This window comes from Nostoc sp., from assembly GCF_036918245.1.
Lineage (GTDB): Bacteria > Cyanobacteriota > Cyanobacteriia > Cyanobacteriales > Nostocaceae > Nostoc.
Genome location: NZ_JBALEF010000071.1, coordinates 197,976 through 221,610, shown reverse-complemented (window position 1 = coordinate 221,610; position 23,635 = coordinate 197,976). Strand labels below are relative to the sequence as shown.

The following is a 23,635-nucleotide window of genomic DNA, read 5'->3' as shown; positions in this document are numbered from 1 at the left end:
TTAGGGGCGCAAGGCCTTGCGCCCCTAAAATGTACAAATAATTTTGGATAATTTATTTTTTGTCAGTCCCTACAAAAAATGCAAAATTACCAAAAATAATTTTGCATTTTGAATTTTAAATTTTGAATTCCCCAAATGGGCTATTCCCCATTCCCTGTATGCAAGGTTTTCACCCATTTTAGGCGCTTTGGTCTTACAGACATCCGGGCAGTAGTACTGCTCATGACGACTAACCAGTGCAACATATATAAACTGCCACGCAGGGTTTGCACCAGCATCATAAAATATGTAGAAAGTGGGAATTTTTGATCTTGACGTACCCGCTTCAGACCTGTAAACATCCCTACTATCGACATAGAAATGGACAAGCCTGTGATCGGACTTAACATTGGTGGACGATGACGAGCGATCGCCATTAATAAATCTGGGACTGCTGCTGTCGGTAAGATATACATAATCAGCAGAAAAATCAGTAAATCCCAGCTTTTACGCCCTCCCATGCGGTTTTTGATAATTAAATCCCAATAATCCAAATAGCGCTGATAACCGCCTTCTGCCCAACGGTTGCGCTGATGCCAGAGTGAAACTGCACTTGTCACTCCTTCTTCTTGTACCGCTGGATGGAAAACACACTCAATATCCCATTTATCCAAATGTAAACGGATTGTCAAATCCAAATCATCGGTAATGGTTTCTTCATTCCAGCCACCGCAGCTTTCCAAGGCTGAACGCCGGACAAATTGACCATTGCCCCGCAGTTCGCCAATGCCACCAAGGGCAGTTCGCTGTTGCTGAAACCAGGTATCAAGTGCCATTTCGGCCATTTGACCCTTAGTCCAAAAGTTTTGTTTAGCGTTGGCGATCGCTTTTCGCACCTGCACCGCCCCCACGTTTTCTCTTTGAAATAAAGGTATTACCTGTTGCAGCAAGTCTGGTGTTACTTGGGCATCAGCATCAAATACTGCTATAATGTCGCCCTTTGTCAGCGGCAATACCTGATTCAACGCCCCCGATTTGCCACCAGTAGCTTCTGCTGAACGCCTTAGTACTTTCAGTTGCTCGTGTTTCTGTTCGAGTTCTGCTAATAAACGTGGCGTGCTATCACTGCTGTGATCGTCAATAATCCATACTTCGTACTGCCCACCTGGATATTCCAGATTACAAAGATTTTTGACTAATTTAGCAATTACCGCTTCCTCATTTTTCGCAGCCACCAGCACAGATACAGAAGGCAAATCTCCCTGTATTTCTTTTGGATAACGACGGGATTTAGTAAACACCACCACCAAAGCATGAAATCCTAGAATGGTGGTCAGTCCTAGAATAAAAATGGAAGCCCAAGAAACTAAATGTAGAGCGATCGTGCCACTCCAGACGATAGTCAAGACTAGAGCTGCTTTGCCTCTACGACCTTGAAACCGGGGTGTTAGAGACATAGAATCTGTCTCTAACACTGACTCCTCATCTGCTGATAGGTCAGATAACAAGGAGTTGAGCGGATCGAGCTCTTGATAAGAATCTTCTTCGGGCCAGGAATTCGCTGGCATAGGTTAGGTTGCTTGATTCAAAAACCACTATTTGTCTACAGTTAGTAATTTTACGGACAAATATCCCTAAGCTACTTTTCCCGATATTAATCGGAATGGGCAAACTGCAATACCCGCTATCCCTAAGCCAAAAGCCGCTGGGACTACCTTTGTTGTCACCGCCACTGTGCGTAATTACCTCATATTAACCGCGTTTACTACTCTTAGACAGAAGCTTGATTCCTTTGATAGCCACTTGGGCAGGAAGCTTGTAGAGTCGGACTTTCTCCAATGAGAACTCCGGTTTGGGTAAAGTAATAGCAAGGTAGCAGCAGCTTTTTGTTAGGAAAAACTGCAATAACGGCATCCACCACTTTACAGTGGGGACTTTTAGTGTTAACGTTCCCAGATTCGATAACAGTTAATGCAGCATCATTGTAACCGAAATTTTAATATTTCTTAGTAGTAACTTCATTTATTGGGCATGGGGCATTGGTATTGGGATTAGGGAGAGGTGACAGGTGACAGGTGATAGGGAATAATCTGTACCCTGTAACCTGTACCCTATTCCCTTCTTCACTGACCACTATGTGCTTTAGACACATCTTTGGGGAATACTACTAACATCCACTAATATCCCCAGTTGCTAACTAAGTTGAGGAATATTTAACTATGTCTATTGAGCAACTCCAGCCTGCAACTCAACAACAAGCCAGTGTTTACTTACCTTATGTTCAGGGCGCTAGGCGCAATTTCTTACCCTATGCCATTGGTCTTTATCAAAAAGGGGTCTTGGAGGGACATCGGAAGATCGAAGCCAGCGAACATGTCCCCTTTGTAGCCTCCTGGAATGTTGCTACTTTACCCTCAGACTTAACCCGTTGCCGAATTCAGTTTGATGGCAATGCTGACCTGAGTTATGAACTGATGATGGCTAGTTTCGAGTTCATTAATTTTTTAATTGAACTTATGGACAACTATAAACGTTATCGCGTCACCGATTTTTCACAACCGTTTTACCGCAAGCTACTGCGTATAGATGATTGATTAAACTCAGCCGGATTTGCAAAAGTCCGGCTTATATTTAAAATTACACTAATAGTTTGTCAATTTTAAATTGATGGGTAAGCAAGTTCGTAGTAAGGACTTTAGTGCTTATTTTCCAAGATCATTTGCTCACAAGGCACTGATGTTTATAATTCAGTTTATAGCGGTTCTCGTTTACGTGAGGTACACGCGTAGGGGCACGGCATGTTCCATAAGTGTCAACTTAACGTAAAAACCTTGTAATGACGTTATATCAAAATTACTCAATTACCAATCAATCCTGAGTCACCCCACCCCGGCTTTGCTAACGCAAAACCTCCCCTCCCCTTACCAAGGGGAGGGGTTGGGGGTGGGGTAAAACGTATACTGGGTAAGTATTTCAGCTTAAATTGACACCAATGGGCATGTTCCCTACACCTGGTGATATAATTTTGTACCGCATCTGAAGGCAACCGCTATAAGCCTTGTGAGCTTTCTTACAACAACCTCCCAGTTTTAAAACGTCTTCCTAAGTCCGATGTCTTTTCTTCTTTTCAAAACGATACCAAAACCAGCTACCATCAGAGTTCCAAGAAGGCTAGCGGGTTCTGGAATAGAAGTTTCATTTATAGGTACTTTGATTCTTAAATTTGCCAAGGTAGCATTAGTTACGGTCAAGGATGTTACGCCTGGCAAACCTGGGATATCGGACTGGAAATCAAAGACCGTGGGAGTTAAATTACCATTGGGATTACTATATCGTTCCCCATATCCACTCACTTCAAAAGTACCTTTATACTGCTTTCCGGTGTCTGGGTCGATGACAGTACCAGTGTAGAAAGCTTTTGTGAGATTAAATTCATCCTGAACTACTCCTTGAAATGTGGTTCCTGCCAATTGTCCCTGGTAGAGAAAGGTAGTCAACTGACCACCAGAAAGAACCGGCGATGTAAGAACACCATCAAACGAGACAATCGGAATACCTTTAAAGTCAACAAAGTAATGCAGACTTCCATCAGAGCGTGTTTCTACCTTTAAATAATCTGACTGGTATACAGAAAGATAATTAGGATTATTATTAGTACCTAAGTTCCGGTAATAAGTTCCAGTGTCATCCGTATCAATACGAGTAATACTGTTATTGAGATTGGGATTATTTCTGGGAAGTTCGATAGTTCCTGATAATGTACCAGTACTTTCAATTGTAATGAATTGAGCAGCAATTGCACTTGCTCCACTGATAGCGCTCGCCACTGCTGCGAGACAACTGCTACTAACAACTGCAAAACCTAGCTTAATCGCTGATGAACTCACTTTCATTAACAAATTGTTCCTTTAATTGTCGATGGCAAACACACTTAATCTGCTGAGATGAATTGCAAATATTTATCAAGCCTGATTTATTATTCCCAAGCTGGTGATGGAAGTTTCATCGGCAACAAAAAGTCTTGTCAATCGCTATCTTTATTCTTGCGCTTGCGGAGTATCTTGGAGAGAATCGCCTCATTAATCAATTTCAATCTCGTGATTTGATTCTAATTTTTATATTAAACTACAACGTGATCGCGTCCTTTTATTTTTGCCTGATTAAGTGCTTATTCAGCAGCATTAACTAAAGTAGCAGGTAGATTTAAAAGTAGTGGCGATTTACTAATTAAGTCAGTTCATCTAAGTTAGGCAGAACGAGCAACTGTTGATGTTCTTGTTTTAACAGTTCAATATGAGTATTGTTGAAATGCTCGCTTGTTTTGAGATATTGTTGGAAATATAAACGATATAATGCACACGCAGGAGTACTGCGATCGCCTTCTAAATTAATTAGCCCTATACTCTGTAATTTATCTGCCAATCTTGGCTCTAATTTCACATAATTTGTAGTATTAATTACTTCATAAAAAGCATCGCCCAATTCTGGCTCATCTCGAAGTGCTAACACATACTGCCTTAAATACTCGTTATAAATTCCGGCTTCTGTAGGTGCTTGTTGCAATAACTGCCCTAAATCCCCTTTTAATCCGCCTTTACCCACAAGGTGATACAATGCCAATCGCACCAAATAAGGATTTCTTCCCACCATTGCCATCAAACTATCGGCATCTTTACCATCTGTCCAATCCAACCCGTGACGTTGTGCTAAATCCTGCACCTGCTGTTTCGTAAAGGGAGGTAAATTAATTGTCAAACCAATATTAAATGGCGATTGAGTTAGTTTTATGGGAACAAGAATTTCCGTTGAATAAACCAGAACCAGACGTAATTTTTGCCAAATTTCTACCCTTTTGGCTTGTTCATGCCACGATCGCACTAATGGTAGCAATTCTCCAGCAATTCCCTGATACTCAAATACCCAATCCACCTCATTTAATACTAAAACCAGGGGACTTGAGAGCGCAGACAGTAAATATTTTTGGAAATATATAGAGCAGCTGACTTTGCTACCCATATCTTCATCCCAATAATCATAGAGTTTTGGTTCTAGCTGTAACTCCTGACTAACATTGGTACAGAACCAGCGCAAAAATTTATCCAAACTGGCAAATACTGCTTTGTCTGCTTGCTGAAAGTCCAAAGTTACGGTACGAAAGCCTTGCTTGTTAGCGTATGCAAGCAACCGTAAAACCAGAGAGCTTTTCCCCATCTTTTTAGGTGCTTTGATGCAAATTACACTCCCAGGTTCAGCCATTTCTGCGTAAGCGAGTTCTTCAATTGGTGGGCGAGGGATGTAAAATCTGGAATTAAGGGATACTGGGCCAGTAGGAAATTCTAAGGATATCGCTGTGGCGGCTCGGTTGAATTCTTTAATTAACTGCTGATGCGCTTCGCTAAGAGGGTGATTTTCTAGAGTCTGGCGAAAGTTGGATTTATGTATTGGCTCTTTGCAAAAATTACTCAGTACTTGCCATAAATGAGCAGCGATTTTATTGACACGTTCCTCGCCGTAGTGCGCTTCACTAGCTATATTGGTGTAGGTTTTTCCTTCCCACGAAGAACGCAATATCAACTCTTGGAGCGTCGTTAAACCGGTTGCTTGACTGGCTTTTAGTAGCAATACTAGTTCATCTATAGTCATTACTCATTGACTCTAATTCAGTATGATATTTTCTCACACCATTAAGCTTTGGAAGTCAATGTAGACTGCCTTGTATGCATAACAGCCAGCCCTGACTAAAAAAGCTACAAAAAAGCCTTGACAATTTTTTGCATCCTGAAATTATTTGGCGTGATTCAATCATAGAATTTTTTTTACAAATTTTTCGGGGTTTTTAGGTAATTGTATGTGACTTTAACTACTTTTTTTAGACATATCTTAGAATGTAGATGCACACAATCTAGCGATTTTTTCTAAAAGATTGCTATTGCGATCGCAACAGAGGCTACACGCATCCGTTTACCTTTTTCTAAATTTCATCCCAATTTATGATATTGGCTGATATATCCCTGATCTAAATTACAGCCTAATAAACCAACTAGGCGATTTGTCCATAACTGAATCGTCAGGGTGCTAAAACAGCGTAGAGAGAGAGCTACAGAATATCTTCCTCATCGTACCAGCAGCTATGCATATCCAAGAACCCGCTACCCATGAATCGGAAGCTCCACATTCAGTACAAGATTCTCAGAGTTTCCCAGAAGCAAAAGACTTATCTCAAAAAGACTTATCTCCAGAAAATTTAGATACTTGTCAATGCTCACAAGCCGCCTTACAAATGGCGTTAATCGTTAGTGGCTTGGGGTTGTGGGATTGGAATCTCATAACGGACAAAACCTATTACGATCCCCAGTGGAAAAGCATCCTGGGATATAAAGTAGACGAAATCGACAACAATTATAAATCCTTTGAGCAACTTGTACATCCACAGGATTTACCAAGAATTCGCCAGGTATTGCACGATTATCTCCAAGGATGCATACCTGTGTTTGAAGTCGAATTGCGAATGTTGACTAAATCCGGGGAGTGGAAGTGGATTTTGACTTGTGGCAAAGTATTTCAGTGGGATAAATTCGGTAAACCAGTGCGGATGGTGGGAACGCACAAGGATATTAATCAGGATAAAGCGATCGCTACTCAACAATCCCAACTATTTGAACAACTCCAAACAGAAATTGCTCAACGCCAGTTTAGCGAAGACCAAGTTAGGGAAAAATCACAGCAGCTAGAAACTACCCTCGAAGAACTCAAATATACCCAAAAGCAGTTATTGCATAACCAAAAAATGGCTAATCTCGGTCAACTGGTGGCGGATATGGCTAACGAAATTAACAACCCCGTTAGCTCTATCTCCGGCAATCTCCATCCCGCTAGTCAATACGCTGAAGACTTAATCAGAATTATTGAACTTTACCAATATTACTATCCTACGCCTACCCCAGTTATTGCCTTACATTTGCAACACCTTGACCTTGGTTTCGTAAAGACAGATTTTTTAAAATTACTGTGGTCAATGCGAGCCGGTTCTGAGCGCGTTAAAGAAATTGTTTTCGCCTTGCAGAATTTTTCCACCTCTGACGAAGGTCAAATGAAAAAGGTTGACCTGCATGAAGGATTTGATAGTGTTCTCAGGATTTTGCAACATCGTCTCAAAGAAAAGCCTGATAGAGCAGAGATTAAAGTAATTAAAACCTTTGGTGAATTACCCTTAATCGAGTGTTACCCTGGTGAACTCAATCAGGTATTCATGAACATCTTGACTAATGCCATTGATGCCTTAGAAGAGAGGATGAAGCATGATTATTCTTTTACTCCAAAAATTTTGATTCATACAGAAGTTGTTAGCAGTCATTTATCATTGGTCAATAATCATGAACCTTGGGTAAATGACAAACTACTAGGAAAAAAACACAAAGTTATAATTCGCATTTTTGACAATGGCAAAGGTATACTTCCCCATATCCAAAGACATATATTTGAACCATTTTTTACAACCAAGCCAGTAGGCAAAAGTCAAGGACTAGGGCTATCAATTAGTCGGCAAATTATAGTTGAAAAACATCAAGGTAAACTTAAGTGTAATTCTCAATTAGGTCAAGGCACAGAGTTGGTCATTGAAATGAATACAACAGTAAGACACTATGCCGCGATTAGAAAACACGCTAGCTTTTAGGTAATGAACCTTGGGGAGGAGGTGTTAATTTTTGCAAGCTGATACATTAACAAGGCGTCCGTCGCATTTGTAATGTAAGTCGATGCATTAACAAGGCGGCCCTTGCATTCACAATGCAGGTTGATGCATTCACAATATCTGAGTTTGATAGATTTAGTATTGTCTTTTGAACACCTAAATTACAGCACAGGTTAAGGCAAGAGACGCGATGAATCGCCGTCAAGACAAAACGACTGATTATTGTCTTGACGGCGATTTATCGCGTCTTTGTGATGATTTATCGCATCTTTGCGATCTAGAATTTTCATCAAAAAACCTTAACCGAACCGTATTGGCTCACATTTTATTTGGTGTTGTTCCAAGGAATCCAAAAGGAAAAAGTCAACACCTACACCACCGATGAGAATGGCACGTGGCGCGGTGTAGTCGCGCACGTGCTTGTGAAACTTGCATAAGTCCTGATTAAGCAAATTGCTGCAATCCATTAAGAGGTAGATCGAGAATCACTGCTGAATTTGGAGAATAACCGATATCTAGAGAAACACTAGCTTTTATCGTCTGAGAACCACCAATTATAGGAGTTGTAGAAACCCTATCTGCTGTTAGATTAGACACGAAGGGAGATGGTCTAGGATTATCATCTGAGTTAATATCAATGTCAATAATCTGTCCAGGGGTTAACTGCAAGGTACTAAAAACAGCCTGAGCCTGAGCTTTAGCATCTTTAACAGCTTCGCTCAGAACTTGCAGGCGTGCCTGCTGCAATACTTCGTCTGAGGCAGTGAAGCTAATATTCTGTATGACATTTGCGCCTGCTTGAATAGCTTTGTCAATTGCTGCCCCAGATTGAACCGTTGGTAACTCAAACTGAAGTGTGTTGAGGCCTTCAAAGCCGGTTAGGGTTTGAGTATCATCTTTATAGCTATAGACAGGATTTAGTTGAATAGATGTAGTTTGAAGTTCTTGCGCCCCAAGCTTCCGCAGTACATCAACCACCGCAGTTGAACGTTGAGCAACTTGTTCTTGAACTTCGGTTGCAGTTTTTCCCTGTACTTTAATCCCCAATTGCACCTCAGTTAAAGTAGTGGCAACGCTGACTTCTCCTTTACCAGTAACTTCTAATATCTGAGTAGTTTTTGGAGCAGTGCTACCAATCAAGGGATCGGCGATCGCAAGACCAGAATTTCTCACACCGGTGAGATTATCAGTAGCCGAAGCAAGAGTCCCTGCTGAATTTGGAGAATAACCGATATCTAGAGAAACACTAGCTTCTATCGTTTGAGGAGCACCAATTATAGGAGTTGTACTAGCTGTTGCCGAAACCCTATCTGCTGTTAGATTAGACACCAAGGAAGATGGTCTAGGATTATCATCTGAGTTAATATCAATGTCAATAATCTGTCCAGGGGTTAACTGCAAGGTACTAAAAACAGCCTGAGCCTGAGCTTTAGCATCTTTAACAGCTTCGCTCAGAACTTGCAGGCGTGCCTGCTGCAATACTTCGTCTGAGGCAGTGAAGCTAATATTCTGTATGACATTTGCGCCTGCTTGAATAGCTTTGTCAATTGCTGCCCCAGATTGAACCGTTGGTAACTCAAACTGAAGTGTGTTGAGGCCTTCAAAGCCGGTTAGGGTTTGAGTATCATCTTTATAGCTATAGACAGGATTTAGTTGAATAGATGTAGTTTGAAGTTCTTGCGCCCCAAGCTTCCGCAGTACATCAACCACCGCAGTTGAACGTTGAGCAACTTGTTCTTGAACTTCGGTTGCAGTTTTTCCCTGTACTTTAATCCCCAATTCTACATCAGTTAAAGTAGTTGCAACGCTGACCTCTCCTTGACCAGTAACTTCCAATATCTGAGTAGTGCTACCAATGAGGGGATCGGCGATCGCAAGACCAGAATTTCTCACACCTGTGAGATTATCTGTGTTAGCCATCTTATTCTCCTTGCTTAAATGATGTTTGATACCTGTTGATGTTTTAATCTTAAAGGATGTCTGAAAAGTAAACCGCGTTTATCACCAATACATACTGGATAAAAAACGCTCTCGCATTCGCCAGCCAAAATCTGATAATTTGACAACTCTAGGGTCGTCAGAAAACCCCATTCCATCAAAAAAGAGCAATCCTGTACTGCTGCGTTGCTGATTTAGGTATTGGATTGATACTGGTCTACTAGTAATCGTATCTGGACTTTAATTCACATTAGGCGTAGGCGTAATTTAGCTTAGACAACCCTAGCCATACCTAAACTGACAGCTAAAACAGTAGATGGTAGACCATCAATGTCAAAATACTGAATCTAAATGATGGGAAAATAAAAGTGAGTAATACCCATCCAAACTTGCTGGGCTATTTACCCAAGACAGATAAACAGCAAATTTTATCAGTCAAAATTTATGACTTCCACCGTTCCCTCTCCAACTCGAAAGCGACCCACTCAAGCAATAGGAGCCAAAATTTTCCACTCTTGTAACATCATTAGTCTATTTATCATGCTCACCAGTGGACTACAAATTTACAACGCCAACCCTGTTTTTGGTGGACGCGCAGGTTTCCACATTCCTCCGATATTTACTTTAGGAGGTTGGCTTGCAGGAGGGAGACACTGGCATTTTGCAGCAATGTGGCTATTTTCGCTGAATCTGTTGTGGTATGGAATTTACATTTTAATTACCCGACGCTGGCGACATCGCTTTGTAGGTGCTAATGACTTCAAAGCATTACAAAAAACTCCAAATTCCCAACGCCTAATTTATGCTTGGCATCGGATTGCTTATACAGCAATTATTCCTATTTTGCTGCTGGCATTATTTACAGGGATAGGAATGTATAAACCTGCTCAATTTCCCTGGATTGTGGATTTATTTGGTGATTGGCAAGCATTGCGAATTGTTCACTTTGCCTCAGTGCCGATGGTTATCTTATTTGCAGTGATTCACTATCAATTAGGGAAAAAAGTTGGAGGTACTCAACTAACAGAATCAATGTTTCAGTAAACAAACTATGGTCATGGAGATAGAAAGACGCAGACAATAATGACCAATGACCAATGACCAATGACCAATGACTAATAACTCTTTTTTAAACTAAAAAAATGAACTTTTTTGATAAATTGAATCGTAATATCTTGGAAAATCAAAGCTTACTATTTGTAGGACTTGATCCAAATCCAGAGATGATGCCTGGGCGTTATGAATCTGAAGAACTCATCGCTGGTTTGGAAAAGTGGTTACAATTCATTATTGCGGAAACTTCTGATTTCGTTTGTGCTTATAAACCGACATTTGGCTTTTACGAAGCGTTAGGTATTCCTGGTTTAGAACTGCTGTACAAAACTTTAGCAGCTATTCCAGCCCACATCCCAGTGATTTTAGATGCCAAACACAGTGACTTAAATACTAGTACCATCTTTGCCCAGACTGTGTTTACAAAATGGCAGGTGGATGCAATCACTCTCAGTCCTTATACAGGACAAGATCACGTAGCACCTTTTTTAGTCTATCCTGATAAAGCGGTGTTTATTTTATGCTGTACTTCTAATCCAGGTGCAGAAGCTCTACAGCAATATCCTACAAACGAATCGCCCCTTTATTTACAGGTAGTAAAAGAATCAAAAACCTGGGGAACTCCAGAACAATTGGGTTTGGAAGTGGGAACTACAAATCCTGAAGTTTTAGCACTTATTCGAGCAGTTGCACCTGAACGAATTATTATGGCGCGTAGCATCTGGGCGGGGGGTCAAAACTTGAAGCAAATTTTAGAAGCTGGCTTGAATAGTAATGGTGATGGTTTACTGATTCCTGTTCCTCAAGATATGTTGGTAAATACACAATTATCAGAGGAAGTCCAGTCTCTACGTGCAGAAATTAATCAAATCAAAACTGAAATTATTCACGAAAATTCTACTTGTTCTGTGTGGTTTCCTGATGTTTGTTTTCTAAATCAGCATCCCCACCAAGATTTGATTTTACAACTTTATGATATTGACTGCATTATGTTTGGCAGTTTTGTCCAAGCATCAGGAGCGATATTTCCTTATTACATCGACTTACGCAAAATTATTTCCAATCCCCAACTTTTTAATCAAGTTCTCACAGCTTATGAGGATATTTTGAAGAACCTGAATTTTGATAGATTAGCAGGTATTCCATACGGTTCATTACCTACTGCGACTGGTTTAGCTTTGCGCCTTCATTGTCCGATGATTTTCCCGCGTAAAGAGGTGAAAGCACACGGAACTCGGAGAGTAATTGAGGGTAACTTTCATGCTGGTGAAACAGTTGTAGTGGTTGACGATATTCTCATTAGCGGCAAAAGTGTCATGGAAGGGGCAGGAAAGTTGGAATCAGCAGGATTAAAGGTTAATGATATTGTGGTATTTATCGATCATGAACAGGGGGTGAAAGATAGGTTACAGCAAAATGGTTATTGCAGTCATGCGGTTTTAACTATTTCGGAAATTACTAATACTCTCTATCAAGCAGGGCGAATAAATGAGGAGCAATTTTTAGCTTTCGCTGAAAGTTAGTAATTGCAACAATAGGGAGTAGGGAATGGGGAATTGGGAGAAACGTGATTAATTGCGTCTGTACTAGGGGAAGATTTTTATTGTCTATGTCCTCTTGAGCAGATTTGATTATTCGGTTAAATCTAGTAAATAGAATAATTTTCGCTTTGAAATTAATTATGAATTTTCCACTGAATCAATTACTTAGATGGTTAATTTTTACGCTGTTATTTCCTCTAGTATTCCTCAATGGTTGGCTAGCATTTTTGCTGGTTAAAAACTTTCAACCTGTGGTAACAATTCTTGTCTTGGCTACCTTGCTTGCATTCGTTTTAAACTATCCTGTTTCGATTCTCCAACAGCGGAGAGTTAAACGCAGCTATGCAGTAGCATTAGTTTTTATATTAGCATTGGTAATTGTTGTGGCTCTAGGTATCACTTTAGTGCCCATTGTTTTAGAGCAATTTAATGAGATGGTTAAAGTCTTTCCGCAATGGATTGATTCTAGCGAAGAAAAACTTCAGATTGTCAATGATTGGTTTTTTAAACATAAATTAAATGTGAATCTAAGTCAGCTATTAGCACAAATTACTGACCAATTACCTAATGAATTAGAGTTTGTTTCAGATAAACTTTTAAGTATTATTATAGATACAATTGATAGTATTTCTGAGGCATTGATCACAGTAGTACTAACTTTTTACTTGTTGTTAGATGGCCCAAGAATTTGGGAGGCAATATTTAAGAAATTACCTAGAAATATTGCCCAACAGGTAAGCCAGTCTATTCAGCAAAACTTCCAAAATTACTTAATTGGTCAGGGAACTTTGGCTTTGCTGATGGGTGTTTCAATAACATTATTGTTTTTAGGTTTTCAAGTCCAGTTTGGTTTACTCTTTGGTTTGGCAGTTGGGCTTTTGAGCTTAATTCCCTTTGGTGATGTCGTCAGTCTGGTTTTAATAACTTTAATAATAGCGTCACATGACTTTTGGCTAGCAGCTAAGGTTTTTGCGGTAGCTGTTGTCATCGATCAGTTAATCGATCAGGCGATCGCACCCCGTTTATTAGGTAAAATTACTGGCATTAGACCAATATGGGTATTAGTTGCTTTGCTTGTAGGAACCAATGTTGGCGGAGTATTGGGTTTACTAGTTGCGGTACCTGTAGCTGGTTTTATCAAAGATGTAGCAGATGGTTTTTCTAAATCTGTTAATTCTGATAACGTGGGTGAGGGTGAAGCAGCATCAAAATTGTTGGTAGAAAAATCAATATCGCAATGAGTTGTGGATAAAATTGCCATCTCTACTCTTTTGATGCTGACGCTATTATCTATATAATTAAGAAGAATAAACGAGTTACCGTCTTCTATCAAAGCTGTTCAACAATAAAATACTTTAGTTACAATTATTACTTATCTTGTAACACTAATTGAGCCTTTGAAACTTAGAATCGAGCGATTGTATTTAGACCAAAATTCTTCTGTGTAGCAGTAAACACTTGAAATGCCAGGTATCATTAATAATTAGGAGTCTAGCATTAATCCAAGAATATTAAACATCCTGCCTGCATTGGAGACGATAGACTTTTTATAAGAGTAATTTTTACAAAAACTCGAATTCTCTAACATTTCAAAGCAGGTATGGAGCAATGGTGCGATTAAAACTATGGCAGTGGGTCGTCTTAGCAATTCCGATCGCGTTTATCATCATTTTTTTACTGGTGTCTGCCGGTTCACAAATTCATGCGTGGGGCATTAATTGGATTTGGGGTGTATTCACCGTTTTATTTGTTGGTTGGCGTTGGCTGCTAGTCAAATGGACTCAACCAGCTGTTAACCAAGTAGAAGCTGTTTTAACTCAAGTCCGTGAAGAACTTGAATCAACAGCAGAGGATACAGTAGGGCTACCTGTGGGAGGTGACACCACAAAACTTGCAGAAGCCGCCCTTCAAGAAATTCTCCAAGCAGCACAAAGCGATCGCCCGATTTGGGAAGACTGGCAAACTTTTTGGACGCGATGTCAGGATTTAGTGGTAGCGATCGCTCATATCTACAATCCTCAAATTCAATATCCCCTGCTGAATATTTACGTCCCCCAAGCTTACGGGCTGATTCGCGGAACGGTGGATGATATGGATCAGTGGATGCAAAAGTTATCCCCTATCCTGAATCAGGTAACGGTTGGACAAGCATACCAAGGATATGAGGTCTACCGGAAGTTGGAACCATCGGCTCGGAAATTCTGGAAAGTTTGGAACTGGGCACAGTGGATCTTAAATCCGGTGGCGGCGGTGGCAAAACAAGCCAGTCAGGGTTTCAGTAACCAAGCAACTCAGCAATTATTGGGGAATTTGAGCCAGTTATTCCGAGAAGCTGCTTTGAGAAACTTATGCCGACAAGCGATCGCTCTCTACGGACGTAGCACATTACCAGTTTCAGCAACCGTAGTTTCCCCACCAACTTTACCCAAGGCAAAAACCCAAACACTCCGAGAAATCTTGACTCAAGCTCAACCAGCCAAGGCGGTTGAGCAAAAACCCGTGAATATTCTGCTGGTGGGGCGCACGGGATCGGGAAAAAGTAGCCTGATTAACACGCTATTTCAGGCGGATCTTGCAGCTGTTGATGTTTTACCCAGTACCGATCGCATTCAGAATTATCAATGGCAGACTGAAAGTGGAGAAACCCTAACGCTTTTGGATACACCTGGTTACGAACAAGTCAACCGTGCCGAGCTGCGAAATCTGGTGCTTGATTATGCCATTAATTCAGATTTGCTGCTGTTAGCTACTCCTGCCCTCGATCCTGCCCTGCAAATGGATGTGGACTTTTTGCAAGACATCAAAGCAGAAGTTGCAGATTTACCCGCGATCGCGATCGTTACTCAGGTAGATCGGCTGCGTCCGATCCGTGAATGGCAACCACCTTATGATTGGGAATGGGGCGATCGCGCCAAGGAAATTGCCATTCGCGAAGCCACTGAGTATCGTGCCAAACTGCTAGGAAACTTCTGTAATCTGGTTGTGCCTGTGGTTACAGGCGATAGCAAAACGGGTCGAGTTGCCTGGGGAGTAGAGGCGCTATCGTTGGGATTAGTAGATGCGATCGCACCTACCAAGCAACTCCGTCTCGCCCGCTTTTTGCGTAATCTAGAAGCCCGCATCGTCGCCGCCGCTAAAATCATCGACCACTACACCTTTCAGATGACGACAACACAAGGATTGACGACATTGCTCAAAAGTCCCGTCCTTCAGTTTGTTTCTACGCTCTCAACCGGATCTCCAGCCCTGGCGTATATGCTGGCGGAGCAAATTCCCGTCGAACAGTTGCCGATTGTGATTGGCAAACTGCAAATGGGATATGAACTTTTCTCGCTCTTGAACCCCAACTCACTCAACTTTGAATTGCTATCCCTTTGGCCGCTACTGCTGGAAAACTCCGCTTCACCCGATCGCAACGCCTGGGCATTTGGTCACGCCTTAGTGGAGTACTGGACTCAGAATCTAACGGTTAAACAACTTGGGCAGCGATTTGAGTATTATTTAGCGATCGCCAAATAATTTGCCTGCGATCGGCAATGTCTACAAAGGATTGTGACGTATCTTCGATTCTCTTGCAAAGACTACGCCTAAATAACGAGTTTAAGCTGCTACGTAACGCCGTAGATTAAACACCAGAAGTTGCATTAGTAAATAAAAGTAAATTGCGAATATTTACTTAGAAATTTTGAAGAATTTCATACTATATAAGGAAAAGGAAAAATGCGGTAACAGATTGTACTCTCAAGATTAAAGTTAAGATTACGATTAAGAGTAGGTGTCTATTGAACCTACCCACTTTAGCTGAGTTTTTATATAGACATCCCTTTTGTTCGGAGTTCTTTATGAAAAATACATTAGACATCTCCATCTATCAAGAACAGAATTCAGATCAGAGCTATAGCATTTCGTCTTACAACAGGCTGCTTTCGGTCGTGAAGGATTTGGCTTGTGTGCGGACTATTGAGGAAATTATTGAGATTGTCCGTTTGGCGGCTCGCGATCTCACTAATGCTGATGGAGTAACTTTTGTATTGCGGGATGGTGAATGTTGCCACTATGTTGATGAAAACGCCATTGGCCCACTTTGGAAAGGTATGCGTTTTCCGCTCAAGTCTTGCATCTCCGGTTGGGCAATGCTCAATAAAAAAGCAGCCATAATTGAGGATATTTACCAGGATGCACGAATTCCTATTGAGGCGTACAAAGTGACTTTTGTCAAAAGTTTAGTGATGGTTCCCATTCGGGTTTCCGATCCACTGGGTGCGATTGGAGCCTACTGGAGTACACGACACCTAGCCACGCCCCAAGAGATCGGAATGCTTGAGATTTTGACTGACACTACAGCAGTTGCGATCGCAAACGTGCAACTTTTCCAGAAACTGACGAACCAAAACGCCTTGAAAGACAAATTTATTGCCATGCTGGCTCACGAGCTGAGGAATCCCGTTGCCCCCATCTCTAACGGCGTTCAGCTACTCAAGTTAAAGCTAGGCGAGACTGGCGCAGTTGGGGAAACAGTTTTAAGGATGCAACACCAGATTAAGCACCTCTCGAAATTAATCGATGAGTTACTTGACGTATCATCCATCACTTATGGGAAGATTTCATTAAACCTTGAGAAGGTTAATCTGCTGGAATTAGTTCGCCAAAGTCTTAATGACCATGCACAAGCAATAAAGAGATGGAATCTTAACATAGTACAAGACCTACCAAACACGCCTGTGTGGGCTTATGTTGACTCCACTCGCTTCTTCCAAATCTTTGGGAACCTTCTTGATAACGCCTTAAAGTTTTCCAAGCCAGACGGGACAATCTGGGTGGATTTCTCAGTTATTCCAGGTGAGAATGGCTCAGGTAGTGTAGCGGTCTTATCTGTAAGAGACTTAGGCATCGGCATAGACCCGACAATATTACCAGAACTTTTCGAGCCGTTTACCCAGGCCGATCGCAGTTTAGATCGTTCGCGGGGCGGGCTAGGTTTGGGACTTTCGGTAGTAAAAAGTCTTGTGGAACTTCATGGTGGTAATGTTGAAGCCTCAAGTAGAGGGATTAATCTGGGAGCAGAATTCAAAGTCACTCTCCCTGTATGCGAAGAGATTACAACCTTGGACAACGACTTAGAGATTACAGAGGCGGCTAAAAAATCGTTGAAGATTTTAGTCATCGAAGATAACGAGGATTCAGCCATATCATTACAAGCAGTACTTGAGCATTTTGGGCATGAAGTTTCCATTGCCAATAATGGAATTTTAGGGGTAGAAACCGCAAAGAAGCTTGAGCCTAATGTGATTATTTGTGACATCGGACTTCCCGAAATGGATGGATTCGCCGTTGCACAGGAACTGAGTAAAGACTCCAAATTTACTCGCTCAATTATGATTGCGCTTACCGGCTACGGTAGCCAAGAGGATCGGCAGCTTGCGCTTCAGGCTGGTTTCAAATGCCACTTAACCAAGCCTGTAGACTTTGACATACTGGTAGCAGAAATTGATCGATACTTTGATGAAGTATTATCAAGTTGACAAATTTTACTACTCGTGAATTTTGACTGAGGAGTGTCAATTCATTAAATCATCTGTGGTAGACTCACCGGGATAAAAGCGATCGCTCAAAATTTCCTCAAAAGGATATAAACATTGCTGGGGAAAAGTTGAGAGTGGCAGATTTGTTTCTTTTGAGGCCAAATCCCTACCGTTTTGATATGCTTCTTAAGCTTAAAACGATGCAAAACCAGATTATCGCTAACTTTTAAAGATATCCCTTTAGAATCAACTAAAGGGGTATCTTATATGCTGTCACGAGTTTTATTTATTACTTAGCAAACAACTGTTGTCCGAGCTTGCTTGCGGTCTTCAGGTTTTCGTTTGATGACAATCTCTACATCATTATCTAAATCATTCAAAAATTGAAATAATCTATCAATTGAAAAGCCTGAAAGTCTGCCTCTCACCAATGCTGAAATTTTTGGTTGATCAATTCCTAAAAGTTCAGCAGCTTGAACTTGTGTTAATTTACGGAAAGTGATTGCTTCACTGATTTTGCGTGCTAGTTCAGCTTTCACTAATCTTTCTTCAGAATTAGGTAAACCTAAGTCAGCAAATACATTTCCACTGCTAGTATAAACGCTATTTTCTTTATTCACTTATTTACTCCTTTTGTTTAGCAGCTTGTTCCGAATAGTCTTCCTGAGCGGCTTTTAACCTCTTTTTTACTAAATCTATATCTTGTTGTGATGTAGCAATACCATGTTTTGATTTCTTTTGAAACGCGTGTAATAAGTAGACAAACCCCGCAAATTTTACAGTGTACACTGCTCGGTATGTATCTCCATCTAAAATCATCTACAACCTCTAAAACCCCGCCTCCTCTAAAACCGCGCAGGGGTTTCGCATCGGGATGCTTACCCCCATGTTGTGCTACATCAAGGGCGTAACCCATTACGTCTTGTACGTCTTCAGGGAAATCCTTTAAGTCATCTAAAGCGCTTCCAATCCATTTGAAAGCTTTTTGGTGCGTTTCGCTTATGTAATAGTTAGTATGCTAGATTTAGCATACTATGTCAATAAGTAAATCAGTTGTATCAAAACTAGTACACCACTACCAGCTATTTCTGAATTTAGTTACGGATTGGAAGTGACTGACGAGCAGGTGTTGGGAGCGGCTGCGGCGTTGGCGATGCTGTCGCCGATGAGCAAAGATGTCAGGGAATATAACATTTACAGCCAGAGGCTGTAAACAAGGATTTTCTCTCGTATTTTGGCTGAAGTACGCATTACATCTGTGCGCTCTTACAGCTAATTGTATTTTGAGAAAAAGCTTTGCATCTAACAGCTAAAAAGTCACCACACTGCGAATTGATTCACCTTTGTGCATTAATTCAAAAGCATCATTAATTTGCTCAATAGGCATCACATGGGTAATTAAATCATCAATATTTATCTTACCTTCCATATACCAATCAACAATTTTTGGCACATCTGTACGTCCTTTAGCGCCACCAAATGCCGAACCTTTCCAAACGCGCCCAGTTACTAGTTGAAAAGGACGAGTACTGATTTCCTGTCCAGCACCAGCAACACCAATAATCACGCTAACACCCCAACCTTTATGGCAGCATTCTAATGCTTGACGCATCAATTTAACATTACCAATACATTCAAAGCTGTAATCAGCACCGCCTTTTGTTAAATCAACCAGATAGGGAACTAAATCACCCTCTACTTCTTGGGGATTAACAAAGTGCGTCATGCCAAACTTTTGTGCCAAGGCGCGTTTGTTGGGATTAATATCTACCCCAACAATCATATTCGCCCCTACCATCCGCGCTCCTTGGATGACATTTAAGCCAATACCACCCAAACCAAAAACCACAACATTTGCTCCAGGTTCCACCTTGGCAGTATTGATAACTGCACCAATACCAGTAGTCACACCGCAGCCAATGTAACAAACCTTATCAAAGGGGGCATCTTCCCGAATTTTTGCTAAGGCGATTTCTGGCAGCACCGTATAGTTAGCAAAAGTGGATGTACCCATATAATGATGAATCATCTGCCTATCGATACTAAAGCGACTGGTGCCATCGGGCATAACACCGCGTCCTTGAGTTAGGCGAATGGCTTGACAGAGATTAGTTTTGAAACTCAAACAATATTCGCACTGGCGACATTCGGGAGTGTAGAGGGGAATCACATGATCCCCTGGTTTGAGACTGGTGACACCAGCGCCTACTTCCACTACCACACCAGCACCTTCATGTCCCAAAATCGCTGGAAACAAACCTTCGGGATCGTCACCAGATAGGGTAAAGGCGTCGGTATGACAAACTCCGCTGGCTTTCACCTCAACTAACACTTCGCCAGCTTGCGGCCCCGATAGTTGAACGGTTTCAATCGTCAACGGCTTACCTGCACTGTAAGCTACTGCTGCTTTAACTTCCAATGTCAGCGCTCCTATATAGTTTTGTCATTTGTCATTGGGCATTGGGCATTGGGCATTGGGATTAGGGGAGAGGTGACAGGTGATAGGGAATAATCTGTACCCTGTAACCTGTACCCTATTTCCTATTCTTTTATTTACTCCCCGGTTCCCTCATAGGCATTGAACACATGATAAACTTTTGTATTACTTCATCGTATTTACTAAGCACGATCGCCACTATAACGATAAATATTACTTTGTTAAAATATCATTCTCTAGCTAGATTAGTTAAAGGCGGCAACAGCTGTTTTGACAACAATGTAAACTGGATGTCAGCAGCAACCCCCAAATAATTTGTCCACCCCTAAATTAATATATTTTGTCACAGCTTATGAACCCTGCCCTAACTCAAATTGGCGCTCAAATGTCCAACCTGACTGGCGTCAGAGCAATCATGAAGGATATTATCGAGACATTACGAGCGGGTGCAGGGCAGCATTTTATTAATTTGAGTGCTGGTAATCCGTTGATTTTGCCAGAGGTAGAGCAATTATGGCGGGATTGTACTGCACAGCTTTTGGCTAGTCCAGAATATGGCGAGGTAGTTTGCCGTTATGGCTCAAGTCAAGGCTATGCACCATTTGTTGAAGCGATCGCTAATGATTTTAACAAACGCTACGGGTTAAACTTAAGCGATCGCAATATCCTGATCACCCCCGGTAGTCAAACCCTCTACTTCTACGCTGCCAATACCTTCGGTGGCTACACCCCCAGCGGTGAGTTAAAACAAATCGTTTTACCCCTCAGCCCTGACTACACAGGTTACGGCGGTATCTGCTTAGTTCCAAAAGCCTTAATCGCCCACAAACCGACTCTTGATATTGATGCAACTGCCCACCGATTTAAATATCGCCCCGACTTCAGCCAACTGTCGATTACAGAAAACACAGGTTGTGTCCTCTTCTCTCGCCCCTGTAATCCCACTGGCAATGTCCTCACGGATGATGAGGTGAAAAAGATTGTTGCCCTTGCTGCACCTTATAATCTACCCGTGTTAATTGACTCAGCTTATGCGCCTCCCTTCCCAGCATTGAACTTTACTGAAATGACACCAGTGTTTGGTGATAATATTCTTCACTGTATGAGTTTATCGAAAGCCGGATTACCAGGAGAAAGGATTGGTATTGCCATTGGGGATGAAAAGTGGATTGAGGCGCTAGAGTGTTTCCAGGCAAATATGAGTCTCCATTCTTCACGTTACGGCCAAGCGATCGCAGCTTTTGCAATCAATTCTGGTGCTTTAGTGGAAATTTCTCACACTGTTATCCGTCCCTTTTACCAAAATAAATTTACCGTTTTAGAAACCAGCCTAGAACAAGCGATGCCCAAGGATTTACCTTGGTTCCTCCATCGCGGTGAAGGAGCAATTTTTGCTTGGTTGTGGTTACAGGATTTACCCATAAGTGATTGGGAATTTTATCAGCAAGTTAAGCAAGTAGGTGTGATTATTGTCCCAGGAAGTAGCTTCTTCCCCGGTTTAGAGGAAGAGTGGGCGCACAAGCACCAATGCTTCCGTATCAGCCTCACCGGCAGTGATGAGGAGATCGCCACTGCCATGCAACGTTTAGCAAAAGTGGCTGAAGAAACTTATAAGCGTGCGGCTGTGAATGCCTGATCGGGGGAAGTTAGGAGTTAGGAGTTTGGAATTATAAGAATTTTTTCCCCAATGACAAATGACAAATGACAAATTAGAAGATAATTGGCTAGAAATTGGTAAGATTGTTGCTCCTCAAGGATTATCTGGAGAATTAAGGGTTTATCCTGTATCAGATTTTCCTGAAAGATTTGAAGTGCCGGGAAAACGTTGGTTGTTGTGTTCAGGTGATACAGAACCACAACCAATCGAATTATTGACAGGACGTTATATCAGTAATAAAAATTTATATGTAATCAAATTAGCTGGTGTGGAAAATTGCGATCAGGCGGAGGCGTTGCGCAGTTGTAAGTTAATGGTGCCAGCAAGCGATCGCCCCCAATTAGGCGAAGATGAATATCATGTCCTCGATTTAATTGGTTTGGAAGTCTTCATGCAAGTATCTGGCGAACTCGTGGGTACGGTGGTAGACATCATCCCTGCTGGTAATGATTTGTTAGAAGTAAAATTACACCCATCTTTTACCACAGACAAAGGACAAATCACAAATGACAAAAAGCAAAAGACTGTTTTGATTCCATTTGTGGAAGCGATCGCACCAGTGGTAGACTTGCCATCTGGTCGCATTGAAATTACACCACCACCTGGCTTATTGGAAATTAATAATTAGGTTATTCCTCAATCTGCCTCTAGCTAGTTTCCTTGTACTCGATACTTCAACAGGAAGCAAAGCTTAAGACATGAGAAAATTAGAGTACACACTCTATCTATTAATCTAGGAAATATCAGTAGATCACAAAGTTTTTCTAGAAAAATGAACACTCCAAAATTATGTAGTTTTCGATACTTTTTTCCATCTGTTAATCATAAGTTTTATTTATCAAATGAGCGGCTTTATGGTACTTATGTTCGCCCTATTCCCAGTATGCGATCTCCCTTAAAAGAAAAATTTGTGATCTACTGATGGTATACGCAAACGTAAAAGAACAGGTGAGATGTTGCAAAAATATGAATGTATTATTGGGCATTATTTTCAAATTCCCATAACCAATGACTAATATTTATCCGAAATCACACCTTGTACAATTGTAGCTTTGTTGTGTAAATACTATTTCCATACAACCTCATATCTGTACTATCTATGCACATTAGTATCGCAGATGACATTAAAAAACGGTTTCACAGAGTTTCAACTTATAACCAAATGAGCTCTATGCTAATACGTTTTGGCATTAATACAGTGGATGCTGGCGACAGGAAATATACTTATTCATTTTACTATGGGTGTGTTCCCAGACATGAAATCATAAGTCAAATAAGCTAAATGACATACTCAAATTTATAATGGAGTTGTGTTGCTAATTTGGCTGGGACGGCTATTTTACCAATTGTACTCATACTTAATTTTAACAGGAGAAAAATATGACTACTAAATTTCAAAGACAAGATCCAGAAATGTTATGGAAACAATATATTCTTTGGATCGACCTTTACAAATATTATCTTGATTCAGCTTTTAAGGCAAACGTCTTCTTTTACGCAATTACTGGCGGCATTCTTACATTTTATTTTTCAAATCCACAAAAACAATATATAAAGTATGCTTTATTACTTCCAACTCTCATGAGTGGCTCTTTTTTATATATTGCTATATATGGAATCCGTGCTTTTAAAATAACAAAAAATGAAGTTAAGTTACTAGCAAACGAGCTTGAGCTAAAAGAGTTTCCTGACTTGAATGTGTTGACATTAGTGCTATATGTTTTTGCTGCTACCTTTTTTATTGTAGGAATATCAATGATTGTTTTAATACTAGATTTGATAAAAATATAAATTTCATGGTTATTTAATACATAC

General features: G+C 41.0%; 16 protein-coding genes and 2 pseudogenes. 10 read left to right on the top strand and 8 right to left on the bottom strand.

The features are described from left to right. Positions 1–140: 140 nt before the first annotated feature. Positions 141–1,547 (bottom strand): glycosyltransferase, encoded by a 1,407-nt coding sequence (locus V7L12_RS20775; protein ID WP_335087104.1) that lies wholly within the window; start codon positions 1,545–1,547, stop codon positions 141–143. 651 nt (positions 1,548–2,198) lie between these two features. Here V7L12_RS20775 and ebsA point away from each other — a divergent pair. Then, on the top strand, positions 2,199–2,573 hold the full coding sequence (ebsA, locus tag V7L12_RS20770; RefSeq protein ID WP_334822054.1) for a type IV pilus biogenesis protein EbsA: 375 nt from the start codon (positions 2,199–2,201) through the stop codon (positions 2,571–2,573). A 495-nt stretch (positions 2,574–3,068) separates the two neighbouring features. On the opposite strand, the gene V7L12_RS20765 is transcribed toward ebsA, so the two are convergent. Next, positions 3,069–3,872, bottom strand: coding sequence for a PEP-CTERM sorting domain-containing protein (locus tag V7L12_RS20765; protein ID WP_335087102.1), 804 nt, complete (start codon positions 3,870–3,872; stop codon positions 3,069–3,071). Positions 3,873–4,209: 337 nt separating this feature from the next. Then, positions 4,210–5,622 (bottom strand): annotated as a pseudogene (locus V7L12_RS20760) (AAA-like domain-containing protein); the annotation flags it as partial. Between the two features lie 487 nt (positions 5,623–6,109). On the opposite strand from V7L12_RS20760, the gene V7L12_RS20755 reads away from it, so the two are divergent. After that, positions 6,110–7,654: a PAS domain-containing sensor histidine kinase gene (locus tag V7L12_RS20755; RefSeq protein WP_335087100.1), complete on the top strand. Its 1,545-nt coding sequence runs from the start codon at positions 6,110–6,112 to the stop codon at positions 7,652–7,654. Positions 7,655–8,116: 462 nt separating this feature from the next. On the opposite strand, the gene V7L12_RS20750 is transcribed toward V7L12_RS20755, so the two are convergent. Then, on the bottom strand, positions 8,117–9,592 hold the full coding sequence (locus V7L12_RS20750; RefSeq protein ID WP_335087098.1) for an SIMPL domain-containing protein: 1,476 nt from the start codon (positions 9,590–9,592) through the stop codon (positions 8,117–8,119). 462 nt (positions 9,593–10,054) lie between these two features. Between V7L12_RS20750 and V7L12_RS20745 the strand changes: the two genes are divergently transcribed. The 5 genes from V7L12_RS20745 (at position 10,055) to V7L12_RS20725 (ending at position 17,726) form a co-directional block, all read left to right on the top strand. Further along, positions 10,055–10,654 (top strand): cytochrome b/b6 domain-containing protein, encoded by a 600-nt coding sequence (locus tag V7L12_RS20745; RefSeq protein WP_335087096.1) that lies wholly within the window; start codon positions 10,055–10,057, stop codon positions 10,652–10,654. Positions 10,655–10,752: 98 nt separating this feature from the next. After that, positions 10,753–12,186 carry a bifunctional orotidine-5'-phosphate decarboxylase/orotate phosphoribosyltransferase gene (locus V7L12_RS20740; RefSeq protein WP_335087094.1) on the top strand — a complete coding sequence of 478 codons (1,434 nt, stop codon included), beginning with the start codon at positions 10,753–10,755 and terminating at the stop codon, positions 12,184–12,186. Positions 12,187–12,344: 158 nt separating this feature from the next. After that, entirely contained in the window at positions 12,345–13,445 is a 1,101-nt protein-coding gene (locus V7L12_RS20735) for an AI-2E family transporter (RefSeq protein ID WP_335087092.1), read from the top strand. Between the two features lie 367 nt (positions 13,446–13,812). Beyond that, positions 13,813–15,723 (top strand): GTPase family protein, encoded by a 1,911-nt coding sequence (locus V7L12_RS20730; RefSeq protein WP_335087090.1) that lies wholly within the window; start codon positions 13,813–13,815, stop codon positions 15,721–15,723. 323 nt (positions 15,724–16,046) lie between these two features. Further along, positions 16,047–17,726 (top strand): hybrid sensor histidine kinase/response regulator, encoded by a 1,680-nt coding sequence (locus V7L12_RS20725; RefSeq protein ID WP_335087088.1) that lies wholly within the window; start codon positions 16,047–16,049, stop codon positions 17,724–17,726. 36 nt (positions 17,727–17,762) lie between these two features. On the opposite strand, the pseudogene V7L12_RS20720 reads toward V7L12_RS20725, so the two are convergent. The 4 genes and pseudogenes from V7L12_RS20720 to V7L12_RS20705 all read right to left on the bottom strand — a co-directional run. After that, positions 17,763–17,900, bottom strand: a pseudogene (locus tag V7L12_RS20720) (DUF29 family protein); the annotation flags it as partial. A 119-nt stretch (positions 17,901–18,019) separates the two neighbouring features. Continuing rightward, complete coding sequence (locus tag V7L12_RS20715) at positions 18,020–18,346, bottom strand: helix-turn-helix domain-containing protein (RefSeq protein WP_335087086.1); 327 nt, start codon at positions 18,344–18,346, stop codon at positions 18,020–18,022. Between the two features lie 4 nt (positions 18,347–18,350). Next, positions 18,351–18,545 (bottom strand): type II toxin-antitoxin system RelE/ParE family toxin, encoded by a 195-nt coding sequence (locus tag V7L12_RS20710; protein WP_335087084.1) that lies wholly within the window; start codon positions 18,543–18,545, stop codon positions 18,351–18,353. Positions 18,546–19,035: 490 nt separating this feature from the next. Then, positions 19,036–20,145, bottom strand: coding sequence for an S-(hydroxymethyl)glutathione dehydrogenase/class III alcohol dehydrogenase (locus V7L12_RS20705; RefSeq protein WP_335087082.1), 1,110 nt, complete (start codon positions 20,143–20,145; stop codon positions 19,036–19,038). A gap of 370 nt (positions 20,146–20,515) precedes the next feature. Here V7L12_RS20705 and V7L12_RS20700 point away from each other — a divergent pair, with 370 nt between their 5' ends. The 3 genes from V7L12_RS20700 to V7L12_RS20690 all read left to right on the top strand — a co-directional run bounded on the left by V7L12_RS20700 (position 20,516) and on the right by V7L12_RS20690 (position 23,611). After that, complete coding sequence (locus V7L12_RS20700; RefSeq protein WP_335087080.1) at positions 20,516–21,799, top strand: valine--pyruvate transaminase; 1,284 nt, start codon at positions 20,516–20,518, stop codon at positions 21,797–21,799. A gap of 58 nt (positions 21,800–21,857) precedes the next feature. Further along, positions 21,858–22,448 (top strand): ribosome maturation factor RimM, encoded by a 591-nt coding sequence (rimM, locus tag V7L12_RS20695; protein ID WP_335087078.1) that lies wholly within the window; start codon positions 21,858–21,860, stop codon positions 22,446–22,448. A 752-nt stretch (positions 22,449–23,200) separates the two neighbouring features. Beyond that, complete coding sequence (locus V7L12_RS20690) at positions 23,201–23,611, top strand: hypothetical protein (protein ID WP_335087076.1); 411 nt, start codon at positions 23,201–23,203, stop codon at positions 23,609–23,611. Positions 23,612–23,635 lie beyond the last annotated feature (24 nt).